Annotated in this window: 29 protein-coding genes; 11 read left to right on the top strand and 18 right to left on the bottom strand. The window is 65.5% G+C overall.

What is annotated here, in order from left to right:
- The first annotated feature begins 43 nt into the window (after positions 1–43).
- From ACNI65_RS25755 to ACNI65_RS25745, 3 genes are read left to right on the top strand one after another with little or no spacing between them, the layout of a single operon-like run.
- The gene (locus tag ACNI65_RS25755) at positions 44–1858 is read left to right on the top strand and encodes a GMC family oxidoreductase (protein ID WP_416760413.1); all 1815 of its coding nucleotides are present in this window, start codon (positions 44–46) and stop codon (positions 1856–1858) included.
- 2 nt (positions 1859–1860) lie between these two features.
- Positions 1861–2505 (top strand): gluconate 2-dehydrogenase subunit 3 family protein, encoded by a 645-nt coding sequence (locus ACNI65_RS25750; protein WP_416760412.1) that lies wholly within the window; start codon positions 1861–1863, stop codon positions 2503–2505.
- On the top strand, positions 2505–3167 hold the full coding sequence (locus ACNI65_RS25745) for a 3-keto-disaccharide hydrolase (protein WP_416760411.1): 663 nt from the start codon (positions 2505–2507) through the stop codon (positions 3165–3167). The genes ACNI65_RS25750 and ACNI65_RS25745 overlap by 1 nt, the downstream gene beginning before the upstream one ends.
- 18 nt (positions 3168–3185) lie before the next feature.
- Here ACNI65_RS25745 and ACNI65_RS25740 read toward each other — a convergent pair whose 3' ends face one another.
- Entirely contained in the window at positions 3186–4406 is a 1221-nt protein-coding gene (locus ACNI65_RS25740; protein WP_416760409.1) for a hypothetical protein, read from the bottom strand.
- Between the two features lie 327 nt (positions 4407–4733).
- Between ACNI65_RS25740 and ACNI65_RS25735 the strand changes: the two genes are divergently transcribed.
- Positions 4734–4865 (top strand): hypothetical protein, encoded by a 132-nt coding sequence (locus ACNI65_RS25735; protein WP_416760408.1) that lies wholly within the window; start codon positions 4734–4736, stop codon positions 4863–4865.
- Positions 4866–4877: 12 nt separating this feature from the next.
- Here ACNI65_RS25735 and ACNI65_RS25730 read toward each other — a convergent pair whose 3' ends face one another.
- From ACNI65_RS25730 to ACNI65_RS25720, 3 genes are all read right to left on the bottom strand, one after another.
- Positions 4878–5333: a hypothetical protein gene (locus ACNI65_RS25730; RefSeq protein WP_416760407.1), complete on the bottom strand. Its 456-nt coding sequence runs from the start codon at positions 5331–5333 to the stop codon at positions 4878–4880.
- 8 nt (positions 5334–5341) lie between these two features.
- The gene (locus tag ACNI65_RS25725; RefSeq protein ID WP_416760405.1) at positions 5342–5935 is read right to left on the bottom strand and encodes a Panacea domain-containing protein; all 594 of its coding nucleotides are present in this window, start codon (positions 5933–5935) and stop codon (positions 5342–5344) included.
- A 154-nt stretch (positions 5936–6089) separates the two neighbouring features.
- Positions 6090–6884, bottom strand: a complete 795-nt coding sequence (locus ACNI65_RS25720; RefSeq protein ID WP_416760404.1) for an AraC family transcriptional regulator — start codon at positions 6882–6884, stop codon at positions 6090–6092.
- Between the two features lie 189 nt (positions 6885–7073).
- Between ACNI65_RS25720 and ACNI65_RS25715 the strand changes: the two genes are divergently transcribed.
- Positions 7074–7487, top strand: coding sequence for a DUF3224 domain-containing protein (locus ACNI65_RS25715; protein WP_416760402.1), 414 nt, complete (start codon positions 7074–7076; stop codon positions 7485–7487).
- Between the two features lie 43 nt (positions 7488–7530).
- On the opposite strand, the gene ACNI65_RS25710 is transcribed toward ACNI65_RS25715, so the two are convergent.
- From ACNI65_RS25710 to ACNI65_RS25700, 3 genes are all read right to left on the bottom strand, one after another.
- The gene (locus ACNI65_RS25710) at positions 7531–7917 is read right to left on the bottom strand and encodes a VOC family protein (RefSeq protein WP_416760401.1); all 387 of its coding nucleotides are present in this window, start codon (positions 7915–7917) and stop codon (positions 7531–7533) included.
- 736 nt (positions 7918–8653) lie between these two features.
- On the bottom strand, positions 8654–9094 hold the full coding sequence (locus tag ACNI65_RS25705) for a hypothetical protein (protein WP_416760400.1): 441 nt from the start codon (positions 9092–9094) through the stop codon (positions 8654–8656).
- Between the two features lie 206 nt (positions 9095–9300).
- Positions 9301–11316, bottom strand: coding sequence for a peptidase inhibitor family I36 protein (locus ACNI65_RS25700; protein ID WP_416760398.1), 2016 nt, complete (start codon positions 11314–11316; stop codon positions 9301–9303).
- Between the two features lie 284 nt (positions 11317–11600).
- Here ACNI65_RS25700 and ACNI65_RS25695 point away from each other — a divergent pair, with 284 nt between their 5' ends.
- Entirely contained in the window at positions 11601–13004 is a 1404-nt protein-coding gene (locus ACNI65_RS25695) for a carbohydrate-binding protein (protein ID WP_416760396.1), read from the top strand.
- 93 nt (positions 13005–13097) lie between these two features.
- The gene (locus tag ACNI65_RS25690; protein ID WP_416760395.1) at positions 13098–13718 is read left to right on the top strand and encodes a Dps family protein; all 621 of its coding nucleotides are present in this window, start codon (positions 13098–13100) and stop codon (positions 13716–13718) included.
- A 13-nt stretch (positions 13719–13731) separates the two neighbouring features.
- Here ACNI65_RS25690 and ACNI65_RS25685 read toward each other — a convergent pair whose 3' ends face one another.
- The 4 genes from ACNI65_RS25685 to ACNI65_RS25670 form a co-directional block, all read right to left on the bottom strand.
- A complete protein-coding gene (locus ACNI65_RS25685; RefSeq protein WP_416760393.1) occupies positions 13732–14112 on the bottom strand; it encodes a hypothetical protein in 381 nt (126 codons plus the stop codon).
- 8 nt (positions 14113–14120) lie between these two features.
- A complete protein-coding gene (locus ACNI65_RS25680; RefSeq protein WP_416760391.1) occupies positions 14121–15011 on the bottom strand; it encodes a type II CAAX prenyl endopeptidase Rce1 family protein in 891 nt (296 codons plus the stop codon).
- Positions 15012–15189: 178 nt separating this feature from the next.
- Positions 15190–15429, bottom strand: a complete 240-nt coding sequence (locus ACNI65_RS25675; protein ID WP_416760389.1) for a hypothetical protein — start codon at positions 15427–15429, stop codon at positions 15190–15192.
- Between the two features lie 48 nt (positions 15430–15477).
- A complete protein-coding gene (locus ACNI65_RS25670) occupies positions 15478–15711 on the bottom strand; it encodes a hypothetical protein (protein WP_416760387.1) in 234 nt (77 codons plus the stop codon).
- A 238-nt stretch (positions 15712–15949) separates the two neighbouring features.
- Between ACNI65_RS25670 and ACNI65_RS25665 the strand changes: the two genes are divergently transcribed.
- Positions 15950–16246, top strand: a complete 297-nt coding sequence (locus ACNI65_RS25665) for a CrpP-related protein (protein WP_416763705.1) — start codon at positions 15950–15952, stop codon at positions 16244–16246.
- Positions 16236–16967 carry a GGDEF domain-containing protein gene (locus ACNI65_RS25660; RefSeq protein ID WP_416760385.1) on the top strand — a complete coding sequence of 244 codons (732 nt, stop codon included), beginning with the start codon at positions 16236–16238 and terminating at the stop codon, positions 16965–16967. The genes ACNI65_RS25665 and ACNI65_RS25660 overlap by 11 nt, the downstream gene beginning before the upstream one ends.
- Before the next feature lie 15 nt (positions 16968–16982).
- Here the strand turns inward: ACNI65_RS25660 and ACNI65_RS25655 are convergent, their stop codons facing one another.
- Together ACNI65_RS25655 and ACNI65_RS25650 are read right to left on the bottom strand one after the other, a co-directional pair.
- On the bottom strand, positions 16983–17486 hold the full coding sequence (locus ACNI65_RS25655; RefSeq protein WP_416760384.1) for a hypothetical protein: 504 nt from the start codon (positions 17484–17486) through the stop codon (positions 16983–16985).
- Between the two features lie 148 nt (positions 17487–17634).
- Positions 17635–17883, bottom strand: coding sequence for a hypothetical protein (locus tag ACNI65_RS25650; RefSeq protein ID WP_416760381.1), 249 nt, complete (start codon positions 17881–17883; stop codon positions 17635–17637).
- 203 nt (positions 17884–18086) lie between these two features.
- Here ACNI65_RS25650 and ACNI65_RS25645 point away from each other — a divergent pair, with 203 nt between their 5' ends.
- Positions 18087–18524, top strand: coding sequence for a hypothetical protein (locus ACNI65_RS25645; RefSeq protein ID WP_416760383.1), 438 nt, complete (start codon positions 18087–18089; stop codon positions 18522–18524).
- A 681-nt stretch (positions 18525–19205) separates the two neighbouring features.
- Here ACNI65_RS25645 and ACNI65_RS25640 read toward each other — a convergent pair.
- From ACNI65_RS25640 to ACNI65_RS25625, 4 genes are all read right to left on the bottom strand, one after another.
- On the bottom strand, positions 19206–19454 hold the full coding sequence (locus ACNI65_RS25640; protein ID WP_416760381.1) for a hypothetical protein: 249 nt from the start codon (positions 19452–19454) through the stop codon (positions 19206–19208).
- Positions 19455–20043: 589 nt separating this feature from the next.
- The gene (locus ACNI65_RS25635; protein ID WP_416760380.1) at positions 20044–20292 is read right to left on the bottom strand and encodes a hypothetical protein; all 249 of its coding nucleotides are present in this window, start codon (positions 20290–20292) and stop codon (positions 20044–20046) included.
- Positions 20293–20550: 258 nt separating this feature from the next.
- Positions 20551–20883, bottom strand: coding sequence for a DUF4148 domain-containing protein (locus tag ACNI65_RS25630; RefSeq protein ID WP_416760379.1), 333 nt, complete (start codon positions 20881–20883; stop codon positions 20551–20553).
- 335 nt (positions 20884–21218) lie between these two features.
- Positions 21219–21467, bottom strand: a complete 249-nt coding sequence (locus tag ACNI65_RS25625; protein ID WP_416760378.1) for a hypothetical protein — start codon at positions 21465–21467, stop codon at positions 21219–21221.
- Between the two features lie 236 nt (positions 21468–21703).
- Between ACNI65_RS25625 and ACNI65_RS25620 the strand changes: the two genes are divergently transcribed.
- Positions 21704–23164 (top strand): serine hydrolase, encoded by a 1461-nt coding sequence (locus ACNI65_RS25620; RefSeq protein ID WP_416760376.1) that lies wholly within the window; start codon positions 21704–21706, stop codon positions 23162–23164.
- A gap of 44 nt (positions 23165–23208) precedes the next feature.
- Here the strand turns inward: ACNI65_RS25620 and ACNI65_RS25615 are convergent, their stop codons facing one another.
- Complete coding sequence (locus ACNI65_RS25615; RefSeq protein WP_416760375.1) at positions 23209–24084, bottom strand: NAD(P)H-binding protein; 876 nt, start codon at positions 24082–24084, stop codon at positions 23209–23211.
- Between the last annotated feature and the right edge of the window lie 23 nt (positions 24085–24107).

The raw sequence follows: 24107 nt of genomic DNA, 5'->3' as shown, positions 1-24107 counted from the left end.
CGACGACCCGGTGGCAAACTCCGCCGACTCATCAGGAGGGCGCATGGGTTTTGTGACGACGCGCAACATGGCGCGCGACTACGACGTCATCGTCGTCGGCTCAGGCGCTGGCGGCGGCCAGACGGCCTACACGCTGGCGCTCGAGGGCGTGAAGGTGCTGATGCTGGAAGCCGGCCGCTACTACGACTTCCGCACCGAGACGCCGATGTTCCAGGCCTCGCATGACGCCCCCTTGCGCGGCGCCAGCACGCCAGACAAACCCTTCGGCTTCTACGACGCGACCGTCGACGGCGGCTGGCAGGTCCCCGGCGAGCCCTACACCCAGGCCTCCGACAACGACGAGCAGCGCTTCGACTGGTGGCGCGCCCGCATGCTGGGCGGCCGCACGAATCACTGGGGCCGCATCTCGCTGCGCAACGGTCCTTACGACTTCAAGCCCCACACCCGCGATGGCCTGGGCTTCGACTGGCCCATCGATTACGAGGAGCTCGCGCCCTACTACGACAAGGTCGAGATGCTCGTGGGCATCTACGGCAGCAATGAGGGCCTCGAGAACACGCCCGACTCGCCCGAGGGCTGCCTGCTGCCCGCGCCGGCCGCGCGTGTCGGAGAACGCCTCGTCGCGCAGCGCGCGGCCAAGCTGGGCATCCCGGTCGTGCCCATCCATCGCGCGGTGTTGACCGCCAAGCTCGACGACGCCCGCATCCCTGCCCTGCTCCACCCCGGCAACCCGCGGGCGCAGGCTTTGGTCGCGCAGTCCATGCGCGAGCGCGCGGCCTGCTTCTGGGCGACGCCGTGCGTGCGCGGCTGCTCCATCGGCGCGACCTACCAGAGCCCCGCGGTGCATCTGCCGCCGGCGCTGGCCAGCGGCAAGCTCGACGTGCTGTGCGACGCGATGGTCTACGAGGTCACGACCAAGGACGGCAAGGCCAGCGGCGTGCGTTTCGTGGACCGCAAGACCGGCAAGCACATCGAGGCCAAGGCACGCGCGGTGGTGCTGTCCGCGAGCGCGTGCGAGTCCGTGCGCATCCTGCTGAACAGCAAGTCGAGCGCCCATCCGCAAGGCCTGGCCAACAGCAGCGGCAAGGTCGGCAAGTACGTGATGGACACCGTGGGCAGCGACCTGTCCGCGCAGGTGCCGCTGCTGGAGAACCTGCCCCCGCACAACGAGGACGGAGCCGGCGGCTCGCACATGTACGCCCCGTGGTGGCTCTACGGCAAGCAGGGCGCGAAGTGGTCCGAGCTGGGACTGGGCTTCCCCCGCGGTTATCACATCGAGCTGGGCACCGGTCGCCGCATGCCGGGCGCGGGCACCGGCGCCAACCTCGAGTGGCTGACCAAGGGCAGCTACGGCGCGAAGTTCAAGCAGGACGTGCGCCGCACCTTCGGTTCCTTCGTCTACTTCGCCGGCCGCGGCGAGATGATCCCCAACGACGACTCGTTCTGCGAGATCGATCCGACGACCAAGGACCGCTTCGGCATTCCCGTGCTGCGTTTCCACTGGCGCTGGGCCGAGCACGAGACCCGTCAGGCCGCGCACATGCAGAAGACCTTCGCCGACATCGTCGCGGCCATGGGCGGCAAGGTGCTCGATGGCGGCCCCGAGTTGGACGGCCGCAAGGCGATCGCGCCGGGCGGATCGATCATCCACGAGGTCGGCGGCGCGATCATGGGCGCGGACGCGAGGACCTCCGTGACCAACCGCTGGGGTCAGACCTGGGATGTGCCCAACCTGTTCCTGTCCGACGGTGCGCCCTTCGCGTCGAACGCCGACAAGAACCCCACGCTGACCATCATGGCGCTGGCGTGGCGCCAGGCCGATCACATCGTCGACCGCTTCCGCAGGAAGGAGCTCTGAGCATGGACCGCAGAACGACCCTGCAATGGATGCTGGCGGCCAGCGCGGCGCTCAGCCTGGACGTGTCGGCGGGCACGACGCCCGCGCGTCGTTCGGGCGCGAAGACCGGCAAGGGCGGCAAGCCCGTGGGCTACGGCACCGACCCCGACCTGACCCGCTCCTACAAGAGCGGCGAGCTGTGGCCGTTGACCTTCGATGCCGCGCAGAACCGCACCGCGCAGGCGCTGTGCGGGTTGATCATCCCGGCCGACGATCAATCGCCGAGCGCCGCGCAACTGCAGGTGCACCGCTTCATCGACGAGTGGATCAGCGCGCCCTATCCGAATCAGGCCAAGGACAAGCCCGTCATCGTGGACGGCCTGGCCTGGCTGGAAGCGGAAAGCGGCCGGCGCTTCAACGGCAAGCGCTTCGATCAGCTCGATGTCACGCAGCAGTCGCGGATCGCTGACGACATCTGCTGGATCGAGAACGCCCGACCCGAGTTCGCCGCCGCCGCGCGCTTCTTCAAGCGTTTCCGCGACCTGACCGCGGGCGGCTTCTACACGACGCCTGCCGGCATGAAGGATGTCGGCTACGTCGGCAACATTCCGTCCGTCACTTTCGACGGCCCGCCGCCCAAGGTCCTGAAGATCGTAGGAGTCACCTGATGCGTCTTGCTCCCCTGGCGGCCACGGCCGCGCTCGTCCTGTCCGCCACTGCCCAGGCTGCCGACATGCCCAACACGCTCACTCCGGAAGAATCCGCCGCCGGCTGGCAACTGCTGTTTGACGGCAAGAGCCTGGAACACTGGCGCGCGAGCGACCAGCCCGGTTCCTTCAGCGTGAGGGACGGCGCGATCGTCGTGCGCGGTCCGCGCTCGCATCTGTTCTACATGGGGCCGGTGCAGCAGCACGACTTCAGGAACTTCGAACTGAAGGTCGACGTCAAGACCTTCCCGAAGGCGAATTCGGGGGTGTACTTCCACACCCGATGGCAGGAGGTGGGATGGCCGGAGCTGGGCTATGAGGTGCAGGTCAACAACTCGCACAGCGATCCCAGTCGAACGGGGGGCCTGTGGGGGGTGCAGGACTACCCGAAGGTGGTGTCACCCGACGGGCAGTGGTTCACGCTGACGGTGCGGGTCGAGGGCAAGCAAGTCACGACGTTCGTGAACAGCGAGATGACCGCGGACTACACCGAGGAGTCCCCGATCGTCCGCAAGAAGGGATTGGAGAAGCGCTATCTCGCCAGCGGCACCTTCGCGCTGCAAGGCCACGACCCGGAGAGCGAGGCGCATTTCAGGAACATCAAGGTGAAGGTGTTGCCGTGAGCGAAGGGCTGCTTCCCCTCAGATGCCGATCGACCAGTTCTGCGTGCGCAGCAGATAGGCCTCCAGTTCCGCGTCTCCATCGGATTCATCCCCATCCCGTTCCTCGCCGTCGGAGCTGAAGCCCGAATCCGAACCACTGTCATCCAGCCACTGCTGGATGGAGAGCGTCCCGGGGTCATCCCGTTTGGTGAAGGCGAACTCCGTGTTGTAGGCCCCGAGTTCCTTGCGTGATCCCGGGTGCGTATCCGGCCGGAAGAAATGGGCCGTGTCGGGCTGCTCGGCGGGACTCACGGACACGTCATAGCCGAGCTGCGGCGCAGTGCCCAGATCGGCCTCCGTCGGTGAGAGGTACTTGTTGGTCCTCTTGAGCCTGGCGCTGCGGTCCTGGGCCTTGTCGGCGAGGAAGTTGCTTCGCGCCATGAGTCGCGCGGTGCCGCCGGGTTCCAGCACCTTGTGCGCCGAACGAAGGAATCGATCGTCCCAGGCCGTGCCGCCGGTCGTGTCGGTGTCGCGGACCAGGCCATAACTGGCCCCGGGCTGCGACCGGTCGCCATAGGCGTTGGCGCCGATGATGCCCTTGAGGCTGCCCTCGGGAAAGTACTCTTCGAGTCGATTCGCATCAACGCCCCCGCGACTGCGGATGCCCGCCTTGCGAGAGTCGCTCAAGAACTTGCCCTTGCCGCCGGCACGGCTGATGTCAGTCGCCATGTAGGACCCCGGGTCGTGCCCGGCTGCCGCGAGATCGCGCAGATGCGTGCTGGCCGACCCCGTGCCGGCCCCGACTTCGACGAACGACGGCAGATTGGCCTCCTTGAGACGCTGTTCCCGGGACGCCATGTTCCGCCGAGTGGCCGTCTTGCGAGGCTGCGCCTCGTCGATGGCCAGGAGGTTGGCTCGGACTTCGGGATCCATGTGGTCATAGGCACCAGGACTGCCGCGGTTGAGCCGATCGACAGCGGCCAGGCGCCGCTTCTCCTCATTGCGCTGCTTCTTCGTCTTCTTCGTCGACTTGTGCTTGCGCTCCAGTTGCACCGGGGCCGAGCCGGCGCTCAGGGCATCGAGGGTCTGGCGCTGCGCTGCCATGCGGGCCGAGCGCTGGATGACCTGGGCGAGCTGAGGGATGCGCGCATTCGGCGTGTCACCCGATGACGCCGTCGCGGCGCTGCGCTGCGCAGCGGTCCTCGCGTTCGAGCGGGCCTGGGGTTCCCGCGCGTCGGGCCTGACGTCGTACGTCTTCATCTGACTCCCCTGGTTGACGCGAATCGCCTCAACTTAGCGGCGATTCAGCCCGGTGGCCATCAGCATCACGCTGAGAAGGGGCTTCCGAAATGCTGAGGGTCGTTGGGGTCCGGATGGCTTGAATGGCTTGAGAAGATGAGCATCAACGATGCGACATGGCGCGGGCTTGGCCGCGACAATGGGGCCATCTGAATTCAAGCGAGGCGCTGAGACACGATGACCTGGATCGCCTTCTCGATAGCCATCCCGTTGGCGGTCCTGGCGACGGGGGCCGCCCTACTGAGCCTGTTGCGGACTGCCTGTCGCTCGCTCCCTGAGACGCATCCGATGCGGAGTCGCGTGGAAGCCGTGTCGGCCTGGTTTCGCAAGAGTCCCCGGCGCACCGGCGTGAGCGTGGAGCTCGTGTGCATGGCGCTGTCGCTGGGTTACTTCGTGGTCTTGTTCGTGCTGTATGGATAAAGCGACGCGGGCCTAGGGGCAGCGCAACAGCGCCGCCACATCGCCGACCAGTCGGGCCTGTCGGCCGGTCAGATCGTCGTATTGCAGCAAGCAGCGCAGCACGGCGCAGAGCGGCGGTGTGGGCAAGTTCTGTGGAAGCTGGCTCAGACGACCCGAGCGTTGCAGTTTGGTCATGTCGCCCGCCTCAAGGTCCTGCAGGCTGTTGAAATCCACCCAAGTGGGCTGTTGCAGCACGCCCCCAGGCGCACCGACAAAGTGGCCTGCACGCGGCGGTCCTTGATTGCAGGCGGGTTCCTCCATCAGCCCATGCGACTTGCTGGTGAACACTGCCGTTACCCAGTCGCCACTGCGAGGGTCCACTGCCAGCACCAGCAGGTACTTGCGCTCGCACTCGCCCGTCGTGCGGTTCAGGTAGTAGCAGTCGTCGCGCCAGATTTGCCCCGGCTGGGCTACAGCAACCGTCGCCATGTCTGGGATCAGCTGGCCTCGGCTTGGCGCGCGGCCAACAGGGCTGCTCGATACTGGGCCTGTTCCTGCGCCAACTCGCGCACCGCGTCCGCGTGCGGGTCGGTCGCGCTGATCGCCAGCTCGTAAGGAATCGCGCGGTGCGCACCCTCGCCGTTCTGCCAGACGCGATCCCAGGCACCGTTCTGCGCGTGGGTGACGTCGATCATCTTCGGCGAGTACGTGTCGTCGTACTGCTTGGCCAAGCCTTCCATGATTCGCAACTGCCGCGGGCTGAACGGTTCCGGATCAAACCCGACGCCGTCGTTGACCTTCACAGCTTGGCGCGCGTAATCGAAGACCTTCTCTCCGACGATATGAACGAGGTTGGCCAGATCAGGGCCAAGGTCTTCCCACTCTTCCATCAGTTCGATAGGCACCGGGCCGAACTTCCAGGCCTGATAGTCCAGGCCGGTCGCACTCTTGCCGGTCTGCCGAAAGTGCTCGAAGTCCAGCAAGTACAGCAGCTTGAACAGCTTGATCTTGCCGCAGTGCTGGGTGTGGGATGCGAAGAACACCACCGCTTGCAGCAGGCGCTGTCGTTCGCTTTGGGTGAGGATCGGCATAGCCCGTGATTATCCTGCCGGGAATCCATCGGGTCAAAACGCGGGCCGGTCGACTTCATTGATCCGAGTTGCGCGACATCTGCTCCACGGCGTCCGCGGCGATCGCCACCCTGGTCAGCGTGGTCAGCCCGGAGATCGAGGACATGATTCGGCGTCACGATGGGGCGTGACTCGCGCGGCGCGCATAGTCCCCAGGCGTCTCACCGATCAAACGGCGGAAGTCCGCGATGAAGTGGGCCTGGTCGAAGTAGCCGAGATCCTGCGCCAGCGCTGCCCATGAAGCGGGCTGTCCGGCCTGAACGCGCGCCACGGCCTCATGTATGCGATAGCGCTTGATGACCCACTTCGGGCCGACGCCGACATGCTCCTGAAACAAGCGCTGCAACGTACGTGGGGTCATGTCGAAGCGGCGCGCGAGCGCGTCGACCGAGTGCAGCTCAAGATCCTCGGCCGCGCTGTCGACGATGCGGCCGGCCAGCAACCCGGGTGCGTCCAGCTCGGGCAGTCGCGCGCGCAGGAAGTCGGAGGCGAGCTCGGCCGCCTGTTCGTCTTCGCATTCCAGGACCTCGTTCAACACGAGCGCGACGGCGCCGAAGATGTCTGCGGTCGGCACCGACCGATCGGCCAGTTCAGACAACGGTCTTCCCAGCACCCCTCGAAACGCGCCCGGCCGAAACTTGATGCCGAACGCCTGGGAGCGGCCCGACAGCTCGCGCGTCCAGCGCGCGGTATGCACGCCCCATGCCGCGGACGATCCGGGTTCGATGACGATGTGGACGTTGGGGTGAGGCAGGGTCTCCTGCACCTGCGGCGCCAGCCCTTCCAGATTCCAGCGCACACGCCAGAAGTGCTCGATCCGATCGGCCAACTCCGGCGGCGGCGCCATGCGCGAATGCGCGAACTCGCCTGCCGGCAATCGATGCAGAACACCACGCACCTCGCGGCTCACGGGCTGTCGCGTTTTTCCAATCGTCGGCATCGGGTTCGTTGATTCAATCCGGGATCGCGGCCATTCACGGCCGATTCGATTGATGATGCCATGACGTTTTCTCGAGCCCTGATCGGCGCCGCGTTGTGCGCCCTACTCGGAGCCCACGTTGCCGATGCGACGCCGGCTGATCCAACAAAGGAGCCTGCCTTGGTTGCCCTGACCGTCAACGGACCGTTCGAGGTCCAACTCTCGCCCCAGCCGCCCACCGAGGCAGCGTCTCAAGCCGGACTCGGCCGGATGACCTTGGACAAGCGATTCCATGGCCCATTGGAGGCCATCAGTTCGGGTGAGATGCTCGCCTTCCGCAGCGCGGTGGACGGCTCGGCCGGATACGTCGCGATGGAGACCGTGCGCGGTACCTTGGCCGGTCAGGCCGGGACCTTCGTGCTGCAGCACAGCTCGACGATGAATCGCGGCATGCCGACGCAGTCGATCACCGTCGTGCCGGACTCGGGCACCGGTGAGCTGGTCGGACTGACCGGCCGCATGACGATCGACATCGCGCCGGGTGGCGCGCATTCGTATCGCTTCGAGTACACGCTGCCGGGCAAGGCGGGTTGAGCTCGCCTGCGCGTCGAAGCGTGTCAGGACGCAGGCCGGCGATTCAGTCCGGCGCCACGACTTCGACCTTGATGCGATCCGGGTCCTCGCAATAGAGCGCGTAGTGATCCCGTCCTCCGGCGTGGGGATAACGATCCGCGTAGAGCGTGTGGACGCCGGCAGTCTCCACCCATCGGGAGAGTTGATCGACGTGCGCCCGGGACTGGCCATGGAACGCGAGGTGATTCAGCCCGATGCGTTGGCGATGAAATCCGGCGTCCAGATGTTCCTTGGCGGTCTGCACGAAACACAGATATGCGGGCCCGTGGCGATAGCTGACCCCACCCGCCCATCGCTGCGACTCTTCGTAGCCGAGCTGCCGCAGGAATGGCGTCCAGAACCGAAGCGAGTTCTCGAGATCGGAGACGCCGTTTTCAATGTGATGGATCACGTGAGCGGGCGGGAAGTGAGGAAGGCGCGAGTATCGGAGCAAGGGCTGCATTGCAGCGGAAACGGACACGCTCGGATAGCATGTGCCCGTCGGCGTCGCGGAACGGTATACGCACCATCACAATGGTCTCCCTTCGGGGAGTGCAGGCTTCGACACCTGCCGCCGACACCCATCACCATGCCCGCTCCCAGCCTGAAGCCGCATGGAGGATGCATCGAGCGGCGCCCCATGCGTCGAAGCGACCTAGCTCCCTACCTCGTGGAGTTCCAAATGTGCCCACGCAACCTCCGGTACGAGCAACACATGGTCAGACTGTCGATTCCAAACGGATGAGGACTCGTTGTCCGCAGTGGAATGACTCCAACCACCGGAAGAACGGGCGACAAACTCGCCGACGGTTGTGGCGCAGGCGGGGGACAGCCTGTATGTGAACTCGAACATCTCCGGCATCTTCCAATAGCGTCGAGGTTCGGCGTGTGGCTCAGGCGAGAAGCGCGATAGCTGTGCCATGAGCCGGCCATCCATGGAACTGGCATCGTCTGCGCTCTCGCAGTTGACGTAGAGGCGGAGAAATAGTCGCGTGGGGTTCATATTTGCGCTGATTCTCAGCGGCTGAAAGTTCCTTGGCTAGCGACGCCTGGGGATACTCATCCACCGACTGCTTCCAGCCTAAAGCCGCCGAGGCATCGCAGCGCAAGCGCTCATTGATGCAGTCGGGCCATCGACGACTTCGTGCTCACACCTTCGCAAGAAAAGCCGCCGCATCCCCTGCATCGCACTTCCAGTCCGCGAAGACGCCGACCAGATTGCATTCCACGCAGTGGCAAGCGATGTAGTACCAGCGCACGTCATGCGTTCCTTCGTACACCGAGACGCCGGACACCAGCTCGAACACCTCGTTCTCGCACACGCATTCGTGCCCCTCGGGTGCGGCGTCGTCAACGTACTCCGCGCTGTCACCCATCAGGTGTTCCTGCCCGCAGTCGGTGCAGGTGCGGATCGCCACACCGGCTTCTTCATCCGTCTGCAGCGCGAAGGTCCGGCAGCCGCAGTCGCATTTGGACGTGGCAAACCGGGTGGCCTCATAGCCATTCGCGACGCTGTAGCTGCGCAGCTCGGCTTGGGTATCGCCCGACGTGGTCCCGTACCAGAACTCGCCCTTCTTCGTCAGTGCCATGGGTGCTGCTCCATTCCTCTGGTTGAGCGCCCGGCAGGCCTGATGCCGGGAAGCTCTGTTCGTCCGGATTCTGCCTTGAGGCCCAGAGCGGCATCGAGTGCAAAGCGCTCGGAAAGGCAAAACGCCTGGCATGAGCCAGGCGTTCGTTTTGGGGAGTGCGCCACCGGCGTCAGCCGATGGATCTCCCCCTCGAAGCAGCGTGACGCTCAGCGCGCCTGCTCGACCCGCTGCGCGTTCAGGCCGTCCGACACGATCAGCTCGAAGCGGCCGCCGGCCGGCAGCTCATGCGTGTCCAGCGTCGCCTCACCGCCCTGCAGGTCCTGCGCCAGGTTCAGGCGGCGGGTGCCGTCCGTCCAGGTCACGCTCAGGAACGGCACTGCGTCCGCATCCCAGCGCAGCGTGACCTTGCCGCCAGCTTCCTTCACCTGCACCTGCGCACGGCCCGCGCCCGCGGCCAGCGTCTTCGCGCGGCCGTTGACCACCTTGGCCTGCGCCTGCGCCAGCGTCGCGCCGTCCTTGATCACGCTGATGCTCGCGATGTTGTCCACCTTCGGCATCAGCACGCTGAAGTGCTGGTTGTCGCCGTCATGGTCCAGCGACTGCGGCGTGAAGGCCTGATCGACGATCTGGCCGGCACTCGTCTGCACGCGCAGCACATACGCGCCCGACGACACGTCCGGCTTCGCGAACAGCGTCTTCGCCGGATTGATCTCGACCTTGCGACCGCTGATGCTGCCGCTGATCAGCAGCACGTCCTGCGCCACCGCCTTGGCTTGAGCCGCCTGCGCCTTCGCCGTGTCCGCCGGCGTCAGGAAGGTTTGCATCAGGCGGTAGTTGTAGTCCGAGAACACCGTGCCGCCGCAGTAGCTCATGATGTCGTGACGGTCCGTCGGGCGCGGGTCGTAGAACGAGTTGGTGTCCGACAGGTAGCTCCAGATGTAGCGGCCCGGCTTGCCCAGGTTGGCGTCCGGGTACGGGTACTTCGGATCCGGAGAACCCGCGCCGCCGCAGGCCGCGTGCGGCAACGAGAAGTTGTGGCCCAGCTCATGCGCGACGACGTCGCGCACCGTGTCGGGACTGCTCGGCATGTCGAAGCCCACCGCCGAGTTGCCCGGCACGTAGCCCAGGCCCGCCAGGCCCCAGGTGCGCTTCGGAATGAAGCCGTAGTAGTAGTCGTGGCGGGCCGCGCCTTCGATACGGTGCAGGTCCGCCAGCTCGCCCAGGATCTTGCCGAAGGCATCGCTCCACTGCGCGTCCGTGGTCGGCATCGTCGTGACCTTGCCCGACACGAAGGTCGGATGCGACTGCAGCGTCACCGTCGACACCGGGAACAGCGCGCGCAGGTGCGCGGTCTGGTCCGCCGGCAGCTGGCCGGTCGTGCCGGCGATGCGCACCGCGATCGGCACGAAACGCATCGGCGTGGCCCCGCCCACGCGCGGCGTGAAGCTCTGCGCCGCGGCGCTGCCCACCGTCACCGTGACCTTCAGGCCGTTCTTCACCAGCTCGGCCGGGATGCTGACGCTGTAGGCATCGTCGAAGGATTGGGTTTCCGACACCGTGGTCGGCAGACCGCGACGCGGCGGCGTCAGCGGCAGGTCGCGGCTCGTGCCGTCGACCGTGTTGGTGATGCGCGCGACGCCGGACGGAATGGCCGTGCCCGCGGGCGCCGTCACGTTGACCTTCAGCAGCGCCGGCTTGTTGCCGACCAGCACCAGCTGGCTGTCGGCGCTGCCGTACAGCATGGACTGCGCGAATTGCACCGAGGCCAGCGTCACCGCCGACGCCACCACCTTGGTGACCTTCATCGACGACATCGCGTCGTTCAGGCCGACGCCGGTCAGGTTGGCGTTGTCCGCCGTCAGCGTCACCGAGCGGCCGCCGAAGTTGATGTCGGCGAACAGCTCCACCTTGTAGCCGGCCGGCACGCGGATGGAGGACACGCGGTCGTTCCAGGTGGGGCCGATCCAGCTCGTCGTGGTGCTGCGGCACAGGCCGGCGCCGGCGTAGTTGGCGTTCTCGTAGAAGCAGACCTGGGGATCGGCCGCCGCGGTGACCGCGCCCGTCGAGGCGGTGCCGGTGCCGTTCTGCTGCGCCGCGGAGACCAGCGCCCCGCTGCCGTCGCTGCCGCCGCCGCATCCGGCGAGCACGCCAGCCACGGCCAGCGACAGGGCCAGCGGGTGCAGGCGGAGTGCGCCGTCCGGGCGCCGGGTGGTGATCGTCATGGAAGCCGTCCTTTGAGGGAGTGTTGTTGCTGCAAGGGCGGCGGATTATTCGAGCGCTCCTCGCACCGCCTGCAACGGGACGCGCCGATTCGTAAGCGAGCGCAAGCCGCTTTCCAGCATTTCCCGCTTTACAAGGCGGACACACGCCCCACGCGCCCGGAACGCCGCAACGCCCGGTTGCATTCGATACGGGCAGCGCGTCGCTGATTCAGGGGAGTTCTTGAAAGCGATTTCAAGAAAGACCACAGAATCGCCTCCCGAACCTCACACCCAAGGGAGCCGCGATGTCACTGTCCTCAATCCGCCGTCCTGTCCTGTCCGGCCTGCTGGCCGCTTTGGCATTGGGCGGTCTCGCCTCGAGCGCCTTCGCGCAGACCAAGGTGGTCGGCTACATCCCGGCGTGGAAGAACCTGCGCGCCGTCGCCGACCGCACCGACCTCACCAAGCTGACCCATGTGAACCTCGCCTTCGCGAATCCGTCGGGTAATGGATCGTTCCTGAGCAACGGCAATCCGAGCTGCATGGACGCGTCCGCCGACGACATCCGGTACGTCGTGCAGAAGGCTCACGCGGTCGGCGTGAAGGTGCTGATCTCGGTGGCCGGCGGCGCGATCCCCGGATGCTCCGGCAACTGGCAGACGCTGCTGCAGCCCGGCAGCCGCCAGGCGACGGTCAACGGCCTGGCGCAGTTCGTGAACACCTTCGGCCTGGACGGCGCCGACATCGACATCGAAGGCGCCGTGCTGACCGCGATCGACCGCGCCGGCAACTACACGCCCTTCATCCAGGCGCTGCGCGCCGCGCTGCCCGGCAAGCTGGTCACCGCCGCCACGGCCTCGTATGAGGGCGGGATGATCCCGGTGTCGTCGATCCCGCATTTCGACTTCGTGACGATCATGTCCTACGACAACGTCGGACCGGGCTGGGGTCAGGTCGGGCAGGAGCACTCGACCTACGCGATGGCGCAGCGCGACGTGGCGACGTGGCAGTCGCGCGGCCTGCCCAAGGACAAGCTGGTGCTGGGCGTGCCCTTCTACGGCTACGGCTTCAACGGGTATGCGTCGGACTACGGCTTCAACGACATCGTCAACCAGTTCGGCGCGGCGGCGGCGCAGAAGGACCTGATCGGGACGCTGTGCGCCAGCTGCGGCTACATCACCTACAACGGCATCCCGACGATCAAGGCCAAGACGCGCCTGGCCGTGCAGCAGGGCGCGGGCGTGATGATCTGGGAGCTGGGGCAGGACGCGAGCGGCGCCAACAGCCTGCTCACGGCGGTCCGGTCGGAGATCGGCACCACGCCGCCGCCCACGACCAGCCGCCTGATCGAGGCCGAGAGCTTCACCAGCCAGGGCGGCGTGCAGACGGAGGCCTGCAGCGAAGGCGGCAGCAACGTCGGCTGGATCGACACCGGCGACTGGATGGCCTACGCCAACATCAACTTCCCGAGCAGCGGCAGCTATCGGGTCGAGTACCGCGTCGCCAGCCCGAGCGGCTCGCGCCTGTCGCTGGACCTGAACGCGGGCAGCATCCAGCTCGGTCAGGTGACGATTCCGGCCACCGGGGGCTGGCAGAACTGGACGACGGTCTCGCACACGGTGACCGTGAACGCCGGCACCTACGCGCTGGGCATCTACGCGCCAGCCGGCGGGTGGAATCTGAACTGGGTGAAGATCACCAAGCTCTGAGCCGCACCTCGCCGTGCGGGCATCGAGCGGGTGAAGGCGGGATCGAGGATTGCCCGTGTGGCCACCTGACGTTCAATGATTCACGGAGTTCAGATGGCTACCAAGAAGAAGTCTCCGGCCAAGGCGAAGCCGGGCCGTGTCGATGCCGCTCATGCCGCGACCACTCCCACCATCAGCCGCGCCGGGGCGACCGGCTCGCAGGAGACGCAGCGCTACGGTGAGGTGATCAAGATGCCGCACGGCCTGTCCGAGGCGGTCGTGAAGAAGAGCGTGGCCTCGCTGAATCAGGTGCTGGCCGATACGATCACCCTGCGCGACATGTACAAGAAGCATCACTGGCAGGTCGTCGGCCCGACCTTCAACCAGCTGCATCTGCTGTTCGACAAGCACTTCGAGGCGCAGGTGGAGCTCGTCGACCTGCTGGCCGAGCGGATCCAGGTGCTGGGCGGCGTCGCGCTGGCGATGGCGCCGGACATCGCGGAGGAAACGCGGATTGCCCGCCCGCCGCGTGGACGTGAACCGGCGACGGTGCAGCTCAGCCGGCTCATCGAGGCGCACACCTTGATCCTCACCTACGCGCGCGAGCACGCCGAGAAGGCCAGTGACGCCGGCGACGCCGGGACGGACGACCTGCTGATCAGCGATGTCGTGCGGACCAATGAGCTGCAGGTGTGGTTCCTGTCGGAACACCTGGTGGCGGCGTCACCGATCTGAGGGAGCCGTGTCGTTACTCGACCTTGGCCTTGCAGCCGGTCGAAGGGACGATGGTTGTTTCATTGGCGGAGAGGAACCCGCCGTTCTGCTCGGCGCGCTTGGCGCTCATGTAGACGGCGACGCAATCGCCGATCTTGAAGATCGTGGCGGTGCGGACCGCGTAGATGCTGTCGTCGTCGAGCTTGAGGCGGTAGAGAGATGCCGGGCCGCTGCCGCCGACCTCCATGAGCATGCCCTTGGCGGCCACCATCGTGCCCCGGGAGCCTGCCAGCGCCTCGGTCGAGTAGACGACGCCCTTGAATCCAAAGGTGTCGTGTGCGGGCCCGGCGCAGGCCATCGACAGGGCTGCGACGACTGCGATTCCAAGGACGGAGCGGAGCGATGCGGTCATCATGGGGAAGGTCAGGCTTCGAGGGTGCCGGATCTTGCCATGTAGCGACCACGTCGCGACGCGAGCCTGAGCAAGACGCCCGCCGCGGCCAGGCAGAGCACGACGGACACGAGCGAGCCTTCGGCGCCGAAGGCCCCGCCCGACAGCCACGCGGGCCCGGTCAGCGTGCCGTGGAGCCAGGACTCTCCCGACTGACCTGAGACCGCGATGGAGAAGACGGCGCCCTGCACGAAGTTCCAGGCGAAGTGCAGCGCGGCGCACAGCCAGATCCGCCGGGTCAGCAGGTAGGCCGCGCCGAACAGCAGACCGAGCTCCAGGCCGAGCAGGACGCCGATCAGCGGCGTCGCTCCAGCGTTGCCCAGGTGGGCGAGGCCGAAGAGGAGGCTCGAGATCGCCAGTGCCCAGGCGGTGCCGAAGGAGCGCTCCAGCAAGCGCAGGAGCACGAGCCGGAAGATCAGTTCCTCGATCAGCGCCCCGGCCGCGATGCGTGGCGCCATGCTCGCCAGCACCGCGCCGAGATCGCCGAGCGTTCCCACGGAGTTGAGCGAATACGCGCCCAGGAGGGTGAGGATGGCCACGACGCCCGAGAAGAGCAGGCCACCGAGCAGCAAGCCGGCGAGCAGCTCAGCGCCAGCGCCTGAAACGGAGAGTTCCCGTGCGGGACGTCGTTCCCAGAAGCGGACGTAGGCCCAGTACCCGGCAATGAGGACCAGCGCCTTGATCAGATTGCGCCACTCCCGCAGGCCCGCATCGGGCATGAAGAGCTTCGTGCCGATGTTGGCGGCGATGAAGGGAAGCGCGATGAACAGCAAGGCGGCGAGCCAGGTCCCTGCGGTCGATGCGCCGACACGCTGAATCCACGGGGCACGGCTCGTTGGCGACACAGCGACGGTCTGTCTCATGCGGGGAAGTCCATGGTGCGACGCAGGGGCTGCGTGGCGAATCAAAGGTGCGCGCACTGTGCCCGATGCGCCGGCCGGAACCCACCATTCGCCGATAGGCTGCACATTGCGTGGCCTGAGCTGCAGCAATCAGCCCCGGGCGCCGTCCAACGCAAGACCCTCGACACAAGTCGGGCGGTCACCTTGCTCCAAGGGCAGCGTCGATGGCGCAAGAGACCGTGCGAACGACCGCTGCGCGCTCTGACTCGTCGTCGACGCGATCAATGTCGCCATCGAGCTCCAGGAACTCCGGGCTGCAGTTGATCGTGGCGAACCAGATCAACACGCCGCCCAGCGGTGTCAGGTCAACGCAGACCTTGAGCAGCGCACCCGCGTTGCGGCCTCGATAAAGGAAATCAACAGCCTTCGAGGTGGACATGACGGGCTCCTGCATCCGGACCAAGGGGAGCGAGGGTGCGCTGGCGGGTCAAGACAGCCAGTCGTCCTCGAGTCGTTCTGGATCGAGTTGATCTCGGATCCCCGCGACGGTCCCTTGTTGAGGGTTCACGGGAAGATCGATGAAGAGCGCCCTTCGGGGAAGGGCGTCGCGCCGCCTGAAGATCAGGACGCCGAGTTCGGACCGGTAGGGGCAGACATAGACCACGTCGAACGACGCGAGCTTCAATCCGCGGAGGCGAGAAAGCTTCGTCTTGACGAACATGTCGCTTCCTTCCGTAGTGCTCCGCAGGGGGGAGCGACTTGGTCCGTCAGCTGTGGCGGCCAGGCGTGCTGGCTGACGCGGAAATCGGACGACCGAGAGGCGCGAATGTCAGTACGCGCATTGAAGCACGTCGAGCTCGCCGGTGCGGGTGTTTATTTCCTGGCCCAGGCCAAGGATCATTGCTTGCCATGCGGGTTAGAGCGCCTAATGGTGCTTCGAAACGGCGTTGGAGATCGCGATGAAGTCTGATCCAGGATCTCAGCCCAGGTCTGGCCCTCCCGTCGAACGTGAGGCGTTGCCTTGCGCGGAGCGCGCAGAGCTCCAGCGCCAGGGCGCCAAGGCGGCAGCGCGAGGCGATGAGACGTCGGAGAACCCGATGACCCAGGCGTCCAACCTCCCCACGAGCACCGGGGAGAGCCGCGGCATCTGGCAGAAGCGCAAGGACGCCTGGCAAAGCGGCCATGAAGCCCAGTCCAAGGCGGACGACAAGTCTCAAACCTTCACGCCGAATGGCAGCGCGAAAGATGAGCATTGACGCCGAGAACGCTGAACAACTTGCGCGGCTGCGCGGGGAGATCAGCCATGCCGAGCAGGCACTGAAAGCGCTTCTGGCGGAGCTTGCTTCTGCGCGCAGCGAGGAGCGTCTGGGGGCGATGTATTGGCTGGTCCTGGAGAACGAGCGGCTGTACGCAGCACTGGAGGCTCAGCACTGCCGCGCGGCTGAAGAGGCGGACTCAGCGCACGCTGCATTGCAGGACGCCATCCGTGTTTCCGAAACGGATCCGTTGACCCAACTGCCGAATCGCGTCGTGCTCTGGGATCGACTGGCACACGACCTGGACCTGGCCAGGCGCCACGGCACCGCGCTCGCCGTGCTGTATCTGGACATCGACGGATTCAAGTCCGTCAACGATCGATTGGGCCACGAGGCCGGTGATCAGCTGCTGCGCCAGGTGGCCAGCCTGCTGAGGACCACGCTACGGGCGAGCGACACCGTGTGCCGCATGGGCGGAGACGAATTCGTCATCGTTGCCGAGGATGTTCAACGCCCGCGCCTGACGCGCTTCGTGGACAAGATTGCTCGCGCCGTGGGGTGCCCCTGTCTGGTGGGGGGCGAGATTCTGGTGCCGGAAGTGAGTATCGGAGCGAGCAGCTTTCCTGAAGATGGCGATCAGCCTGAGGTCCTGGTCAGGCGGGCGGACGAGGACATGTACAAGGTGAAGCGCGCTCGCAAGGATGCGTTGAGGCTTGCTTGAAAGCGGGTCCGTCTCTCAGATCGATTCCATGGCGGAATGACGTCGCCATCGGGCTCGGGACACCATCCACCAGCCCATCGCGACCGAGGCAAGTGCAGTGAAGATCGAGCAGAGCACGGCGTTGAACTGGAACGCCCTGCGTCGTGCGGTCTCGATCGCGGTCCTTGTCAGAACGGGTTGGCCGTCGGCCTCCAGTTCCCAAACCACCGGGTATCCGTCGTCCTTGGACTCGTAGGTGATCCGCGACGTACGCGCCGTTTGGATCGCCGACCACACGAGTTTCGCGTCGAGGCCCTTGTCTCTGAACTTGAACTGGACGGCCGGCTCGCCGATTTCAAACTCGACGCCCCAGATCGTGCCTTTGCTGTAGATCGGCGTTCGTTCGCCAATGGGGCCGCTGACGACTTGCAGGACCTTTGGCCGCAGATCGATCTCGTATGCCTTTGCGAAAGCAATGCCGGCCATCCATAGAAAGAACACGGGCAAGACCGGTGGTTTTGGTTTCATGAGCGCGCCCATGGTACCGGCCCGGAAAACGCCGCATCCTGTGGCCAGTCGATGATTTCCAATGCAAGACGCCTGGCATTAGCCAGGCGTTCTGTTGGGGGAGTGATCCTTGGGCGTCAGCCGATGGACATCCCCATCGAAGCAGCGCAACCGTCAGGGATTACAGCGCCGAGGCGACTTGGACGCCGTCGGCCGACGTATCGCGCTTGCCGGTGATGTAGACGGTCGGCAGTTGCTGACGCTTGACGGTGATCACCACCGGATCCAGGGTCACGATCTGAGCGCGTGCTTCGCGCTGACCTTCAGCGTGCGCGATTCCCAGGCCCATCACCACCGCAGCGACTGCGCCAAATGCGACCGCCTTGATGGTGCGGCTCGTGGCGGATTCGAGGTTGAAGCGGTGGGTCATTTCGATCTCCTGAAGGGGTTGGTTGCGTCGATGGATGTAGTTTCGTCATCGAGCCTTTGGTCCTCCAGCGACAAGCGATGAAGCTGCGGCGCAGCGGCGTGGAATGCAGTTTCTGCGGATGAATGAGGGCGCTCGATGGCGCCTTTGCAGCGAAAGCGGACATCTTTCGCGGAACCAGCAGCCAGTTGGGGTAGCCTCCCATCATGTGGATCCTTCGTCAGCTCTTCGCGCCCGAATGGCAAGAATTTCAAGCGGCAATGGAGGCTGCGGGAAACAGTTATGGGACCTGGTTCATCGACGGGGATATGAGCGATGGCTTGGCGGTGCAGGTCGCGCACAACTATCGGAGCCATTCACTGCTCTTCTTCCTGGGCACACACCCAAAGGAAACTCGTTCCTCGTACTACCACTTTGGACCCGACGGACTGACAGAATTCTCCGAGGTTGATCGTCGTACCGCGACCATTCACTCCTACGGTGTCCCCCTTGATGAGCGGCTGACGTCGGTCGGCCTCGAAATCTGCGATGCGATTCATAAGCTCGGGCCTCGCCTGGATGGCCAGCGCGAAACCGGCCTTCGGGTGGACCTCCGTGATCGTGACCGGATCAAGCGATTCACGCCCACAAACGGTTTGGCTTGAGGACGCGGCTGACTTTTCAGAATGACCGCTTCCAGCCTGACGCAGCCAGTAGCTGCGCCAATTCCATGGAGGAAAAACGGACGTTCAGCGTGCAAGCTCAGCGGGCGGCGAAGGCGTCCGCTGGAGCGAAGGGTTTGGGCAGCAGGAGCTCACTCATACGAGCCGACCGAGAACCCCGCATCCTGTATTTCTTCGGAAGAGGCATTTCGGAACTTCGAGACTGCCTTTCCGGCGCAGCGCGGGCACCGGCAACTCGGATCATCCAGTCCGCCGTAGATGGCGGATTCAAGATTCTTGGGGTCCCGGAAGACCGTACCAACTTCGTCGCAAACCAGTACGACCGCATGGCAATCTGGACATGCTGAGAAGCACAAAGCGCCTTGCCCAGAGCAGCACTCGCAACGAACCCCGCGAAGTGCCCAGGAAGGAGAGTGAACTTGCATGGTGTACGGCCCAAGGTGAACTATGCGAATCGCGAACGATCTCTTCCCCACATTGCAGCACGTGCACTGAGTGATTGACTGGTGAAGTTGCCTTGGACGGACGACGTCCGTTTCCAACCTGAAGCAGACCTCGGCTGAAAAGCAAAACGCCTGGCATTAGCCAGGCGTTCTGTTGGGGGAGTGATCCTTTGACGTCAGCCGATGGATATCCCCATCGATGCAGCGCAACCGTCTGGGATCACAGCGCCGAAGCGACTTGGACGCCGTCGGCCGACGTATCGCGCTTGCCGGTGATGTAGACCGTCGGCAGTTGCTGGCGCTTCACGGTGATCACCACCGGATCCAGCGTGACGATCTGAGCGCGTGCTTCACGCTGGCCTTCAGCGTGCGCGATTCCCAAGCCCATCACCACCGCGGCGACTGCGCCAAAAGCGACCGCCTTGATGGTGCGGCTGGTGGCGGATTCGAGGTTGAAGCGGTGGGTCATGGTGTTCTCCTGGGTCGGTTGGTTGCGTCGATTGATGTAGTTTCGTCATCGACGACCTGGACCTCCAGCGGCAGGAGACGAAGCTGCGGCGCAGCGGCGTGGAATGCATCCGAGACGGATGAATGGGAGTTGCAAGGACGGCTTTGCAGCGGGAGCGGACATACTTCACCTATGCAATTCGACGCGCTTCCTCTTCACGACTCCACGTTGTCCGCCATCCATGTCAGCTACGAAGCTGCGCGATGCGAATTCGTGCTGAACGTTGTGGGCGGAGCCCTTTGTCAACTGGTCTTCGAAGGATTTCGAGGCTTGGTACTTCCGAGGCGGGAGCCCTGGGGCCGTTCCCGATCCGTCAATGCAGGAAGGCAGGTCGAAGCACAGGTTTATGAGGTCGAACTCCAGTCCGGCGATTTGCTTCGGATAGAAGCAGAACGTTGGAGCTTTCAACCTCATCCGCAGTGACCGCTCCCAGCGTGAAGCCGACGTCAGAATGCAAAACGCCTGGCGCGAGCCAGGCGTTCTGTTTGGGGAGTGGTCCTTTGGCGTCAGCCGATGGACACCCCCATCGAATCAGCGCAACCGTCGGGGATCACAGCGCCGAAGCGACTTGGACGCCGTCAGCCGACGTGTCGCGCTTGCCGGTGATGTAGACGGTCGGCAGTTGCTGACGCTTCACGGTGATCACCACCGGATCCAGCGTGACGACCTGCGCGCGTGCTTCGCGCTGACCTTCCGCATGAGCGATACCCAGGCCCATCACCACCGCAGCGACTGCGCCGAAAGCGACCGCCTTGATGGTGCGGCTCGTGGCGGATTCGATGTTGAAGCGGTGGGTCATTTCGGTCTCCTGAAGGGGTTGGTTGCGTCGATGGATGTAGTTTCTTCATCGACCGGCAGGCCTTCTAGCGGCAAGCGATGAAGCTGCACCGGCAGGGCGTGAACTGCATCCATGCCGGATGAGCGGAAGCCGTTGCACGCCCGTTGCTGAAGCGAAAACGCCGACCGGGCACTGGCCAGTCGGCGTTGGGTGTTGCCCCCTCGCCCGCTTGCGGGAGAGGGTCGGGGTGAGGGCCAGAGGCGGTGGCAGTACAGCCGATCAGCGCGCCGCGACACCTTCAGTCGCTGCGCCCTTCGCAGCTTCCTTGGCCGCGAATTGCTGGACCAGTTGCGCGTACTTGGGCGAGGCCTTCAGCTCGGCGTAGCGGGCTTCGGCCTTGGTGCGTTGGCCGGCAATGAGCGCGAAGTCCTCGGTGCGGTCAACCGCAGCCAGGCCCGATTCACGATAGATCTGGAGATCCGCCAGCACTTCAGCGCGGGACTTCTGAGATTGTGTGATCGGGTCGAGGTGGCTGTAGCTCTGAGCGAAGGCCGGCACGGCGGCGGTCGACAGGGCCATCAGGGCGGCGGCGATCAGGGTCTTGGCGTTCATGATGGTTTCCTTTAGAGAGAGCGTTTCGGAGGGGTCTTGCTTCGGTTCCGGCGTCTGCGTTTGCCGATGACTGAAGGTTAGAAGCCGAGTTGCTTCGCATAAATGGCTCTCTTCGGAACGCGTCGTTGAGATCGCAGCAACAATCCCGTACTGCCCAGGGCCCCGGCCCTCACCCCGCCCTCTCCCGCAAGCGGGCGAGGGGGAACAGCCCGCGGCATCAAGTGAGAGGCGCTCGGAAAAGCAAAACGCCTGGCGAGCCAGGCGTTCTGTTTGGGGAAGGATCCTTGGGCGTCAGCCGATGGACATCCCCATCAAAGCAGCGCAACCGTCAGGGATCACAGCGCCGAGGCGACTTGGACGCCGTCGGCAGACGTATCGCGCTTGCCGGTGATGTAGACGGTCGGCAGTTGCTGGCGCTTCACGGTGACCACCACCGGATCCAGCGTGACGATCTGAGCGCGAGCCTCGCGCTGGCCCTCAGCGTGAGCGATACCCAGGCCCATCACCACCGCAGCGACTGCGCCAAACGCGACCGCCTTGATGGTGCGGCTGGTGGCGGATTCGAGGTTGAAGCGGTGGGTCATGTCGTTCTCCTGAAGGGGTTGGTTGCGTCGATGAATGCAGTGTCGTCATCGACCGCATCTACCTCCAGCGACAAGCGATGAAGTCGCGACGGCATGGCGTGAGCTGCATCCACGCAGGATGAGCGGAACCCCCATCGAGCCCGCTTGGCGCTTGTCTCCAGATCGCTGGCGATGGCTGAAACGCCGAGGGAAACACCTCTGGTTCCCCTTGCGCAGCCACAGACAATCCGCCCGCCATGAGTTTGCTGACCACCCTGGCCCTGTTGGGCACCCTGACCGCTGCCCCGGTAATCGCCGCCCAAGACGCCTCCGCCGACGCCACGACACAGACCCGCATTGCCCGCGTGGAGCGCGGTCTGCTGGATCCGGTGGTCGTCGCCGGCCAGCCATGGCCGACGGCGACCTTGGCGGACCGGATGCGGCAACTGCATGTGCCCGGTCTCAGCGTGACCGTGATCGACGGAGGCCGGATCGCCTGGACCCGCAGCTATGGCCTGGCTGACGCCCAAACGGGTCGCCCTTTGACGACGGAGACCGCGCTCCAGACCGGGTCGCTGTCCAAACCCGTGGCCGCGGTGCTGGCGATGCGGCTGCGGGAAACCGGCCGACTGGACCTGGATGCGGACGTGGCGAGCGTGCTGCCGCTCAAGAGCGACCACCCGATCACGACACGCGCGCTGCTGAGCCACACCGCCGGGCTGCCCGGCGGCGGCTTCACCGGCTATGACGCGCAGGGACCGCTGCCCACGCCATCGCAGATCCTGCGCGGCGAACCTCCCGCGCAGAACCCGCCCGCCTCGGTGACTGGCTCGCCGGTCTACCGCTATTCCAGCCTCGGCTACGTGGCGCTCCAGCAGGTCCTGGCGCCATCGGGGGCGGACGACTTCGCGACGTTGGCGCAACGGCTGGTGCTGCGGCCCTTGTCGATGACGCGATCGTTCTTCGCAGCTGCACCCGTCGGCGGGCAGGCGGCCACGGTAGCCCGTGGGCACGACCTGGCCGGCGCGCCGCTGCCAGGTGGCTTCAAGCGGCATCCTGAACTGGCAGCAGCCGGGCTGTGGAGCACGTCCGAGGACATGGCGCGTCTGCTGATCGCCGTGGACCGCGCGTCCCGCGGCGAGTCGCCTGGATTCCTCCGCGCCGAGTCCGCCCGCGCGCTGCTGATGCCGGTCGGCGAAGGCTACGGGCTGGGCTTCGAGCTCGACGGGTCGGGGCTAGCGGAGACGGTGGGTCATAGCGGCTCCAACGTCGGCTACAAGGCGCTGATGCTGATCCATCCGCGCACCGGGCAAGGCGCGGTGGTGCTGACGAATGGCGATGGCGGCTGGCCCTTGATCGAGGCGCTGGTGCGCGCCATCGCCGCCGAGTACCGCTGGCCGGATCGGCAGCCGCTCGAGCGCGCGGTCACCGCGCCATCGCTGGCGTGGTACGACCGGTACGTGGGGCGCTACAGCGTGTCGGGTCTGATCCTGGAGATCTCGCGGGACGGAGACAAACTCATGCTCGCCGGTCCGCCGCTGGGCGACCGGCCGGTGCAGCTGCTGCCCAGCGGCGAGCATCGCTTCTTCATCCGCGAGAAGGACGCGCAACTGCAGCTGGATCCGTCCGACGAGGGATCCGTGCGCACGCTGACCTTCATCGATGGCCGGCCGCGGCCGGGGCGGCGTGTTGAGGGTGCGGCTGCCAAAACCCCCTGAGCATTTCCGCCATTCACGATCGTCGATGCCCAGGCCCTGGCGCGTCAGGATCCCGATTGCCGCTCGGCCTTCTGAACCAGCTCAGAGATATACGCTTCCAGCGTCACCTCACCGCGTAGCGAGTCATCCGGAATGTCCAGCTCGTCCATCGCCACGGCGGTCATGCGCGCGTAGGACTGTGCTGCAGCCTCGGAGAACCCTTGCTGGCGATACGTCGCGACCCACTCGGTCCGAGGGATGACGACGACGTGGACTTCCCGTTGCAACGCCTGTCCGAAGGCTCGTGCCACGTCGTTGGCGCTGTAACGCGCGGGACCCTCGACGTACTGGATGCTCGCGTCCTGCGTTGACGACAGAAGCCGCTGCACGGCGGCTCGTCCGAGATCGCGGGGCGCGGCCATCGGCAGACGCAGATCGGCTGGGAACATGGACACCAGCTCGCCGGCCTGGCGCACGTGCTCCAGCTGCGCATCCCAGTTGCTCATGTAGAAGCCCGCTCGGTTGATCGCTGCCGGTATCGGCAGGCGGGACAGCCCTTGCTCAAGCTCCCACAACACATTCAGGTCGCCCAGCCGTTCTCCTGGACGCGCGCCGCCCGTGGACTGGACCACCACCTTCTCGAGGCCGCTGCCGTCGAGGGCCTCCAGGATGCAGGCCACCGTGTGGCGCTCGACCCGATCGGTGTCGCCATCCACGGGCGCCGGCGGGTTCAGGATGAACGCACGCGTGCCCGACTTGAAGGCGCTGCGCAGCGATTGCGGCGAGGTGACATCGGCCAGGGCCACGCTCCAACCTGCGGTCCTCCACTGCTTGGCCCGCTCCTCGCTGTGGGTCACAGCCGTGACGGGCTGACCGAGTTCGAGCAGCTCCTTCACAACCTCCGAGCCAACGTGCCCGTGGGCACCCATGACGATGAACATGACCGGCCTTTCGCGATGTCTCT

This window comes from Roseateles sp. So40a (assembly GCF_048081605.1).
Classification (GTDB): Bacteria; Pseudomonadota; Gammaproteobacteria; order Burkholderiales; family Burkholderiaceae_C; genus Roseateles.
This window is presented reverse-complemented; position numbering and strand designations above follow the sequence as displayed.

Bases quoted from the DNA above. Each gene is read 5' to 3' on its own strand.
- ACNI65_RS25755 (WP_416760413.1), top strand. From the start codon at position 44: ATGGGTTTTGTGACGACGCGCAACATGGCGCGCGACTACGACGTCATC.
- ACNI65_RS25750 (WP_416760412.1), top strand. From the start codon at position 1,861: ATGGACCGCAGAACGACCCTGCAATGGATGCTGGCGGCCAGCGCGGCG.
- ACNI65_RS25745 (WP_416760411.1), top strand. From the start codon at position 2,505: ATGCGTCTTGCTCCCCTGGCGGCCACGGCCGCGCTCGTCCTGTCCGCC.
- ACNI65_RS25740 (WP_416760409.1), bottom strand. From the start codon at position 4,406: ATGAAGACGTACGACGTCAGGCCCGACGCGCGGGAACCCCAGGCCCGC.
- ACNI65_RS25735 (WP_416760408.1), top strand. From the start codon at position 4,734: ATGCGGAGTCGCGTGGAAGCCGTGTCGGCCTGGTTTCGCAAGAGTCCC.
- ACNI65_RS25730 (WP_416760407.1), bottom strand. From the start codon at position 5,333: ATGGCGACGGTTGCTGTAGCCCAGCCGGGGCAAATCTGGCGCGACGAC.
- ACNI65_RS25725 (WP_416760405.1), bottom strand. From the start codon at position 5,935: ATGCCGATCCTCACCCAAAGCGAACGACAGCGCCTGCTGCAAGCGGTG.
- ACNI65_RS25705 (WP_416760400.1), bottom strand. From the start codon at position 9,094: ATGGCACTGACGAAGAAGGGCGAGTTCTGGTACGGGACCACGTCGGGC.
- ACNI65_RS25700 (WP_416760398.1), bottom strand. From the start codon at position 11,316: ATGACGATCACCACCCGGCGCCCGGACGGCGCACTCCGCCTGCACCCG.
- ACNI65_RS25695 (WP_416760396.1), top strand. From the start codon at position 11,601: ATGTCACTGTCCTCAATCCGCCGTCCTGTCCTGTCCGGCCTGCTGGCC.
- ACNI65_RS25690 (WP_416760395.1), top strand. From the start codon at position 13,098: ATGGCTACCAAGAAGAAGTCTCCGGCCAAGGCGAAGCCGGGCCGTGTC.
- ACNI65_RS25685 (WP_416760393.1), bottom strand. From the start codon at position 14,112: ATGATGACCGCATCGCTCCGCTCCGTCCTTGGAATCGCAGTCGTCGCA.
- ACNI65_RS25680 (WP_416760391.1), bottom strand. From the start codon at position 15,011: ATGAGACAGACCGTCGCTGTGTCGCCAACGAGCCGTGCCCCGTGGATT.
- ACNI65_RS25675 (WP_416760389.1), bottom strand. From the start codon at position 15,429: ATGTCCACCTCGAAGGCTGTTGATTTCCTTTATCGAGGCCGCAACGCG.
- ACNI65_RS25670 (WP_416760387.1), bottom strand. From the start codon at position 15,711: ATGTTCGTCAAGACGAAGCTTTCTCGCCTCCGCGGATTGAAGCTCGCG.
- ACNI65_RS25665 (WP_416763705.1), top strand. From the start codon at position 15,950: ATGAAGTCTGATCCAGGATCTCAGCCCAGGTCTGGCCCTCCCGTCGAA.
- ACNI65_RS25660 (WP_416760385.1), top strand. From the start codon at position 16,236: ATGAGCATTGACGCCGAGAACGCTGAACAACTTGCGCGGCTGCGCGGG.
- ACNI65_RS25655 (WP_416760384.1), bottom strand. From the start codon at position 17,486: ATGGGCGCGCTCATGAAACCAAAACCACCGGTCTTGCCCGTGTTCTTT.
- ACNI65_RS25650 (WP_416760381.1), bottom strand. From the start codon at position 17,883: ATGACCCACCGCTTCAACCTCGAATCCGCCACGAGCCGCACCATCAAG.
- ACNI65_RS25645 (WP_416760383.1), top strand. From the start codon at position 18,087: ATGTGGATCCTTCGTCAGCTCTTCGCGCCCGAATGGCAAGAATTTCAA.
- ACNI65_RS25640 (WP_416760381.1), bottom strand. From the start codon at position 19,454: ATGACCCACCGCTTCAACCTCGAATCCGCCACCAGCCGCACCATCAAG.
- ACNI65_RS25635 (WP_416760380.1), bottom strand. From the start codon at position 20,292: ATGACCCACCGCTTCAACATCGAATCCGCCACGAGCCGCACCATCAAG.
- ACNI65_RS25630 (WP_416760379.1), bottom strand. From the start codon at position 20,883: ATGAACGCCAAGACCCTGATCGCCGCCGCCCTGATGGCCCTGTCGACC.
- ACNI65_RS25625 (WP_416760378.1), bottom strand. From the start codon at position 21,467: ATGACCCACCGCTTCAACCTCGAATCCGCCACCAGCCGCACCATCAAG.
- ACNI65_RS25620 (WP_416760376.1), top strand. From the start codon at position 21,704: ATGAGTTTGCTGACCACCCTGGCCCTGTTGGGCACCCTGACCGCTGCC.
- ACNI65_RS25615 (WP_416760375.1), bottom strand. From the start codon at position 24,084: ATGTTCATCGTCATGGGTGCCCACGGGCACGTTGGCTCGGAGGTTGTG.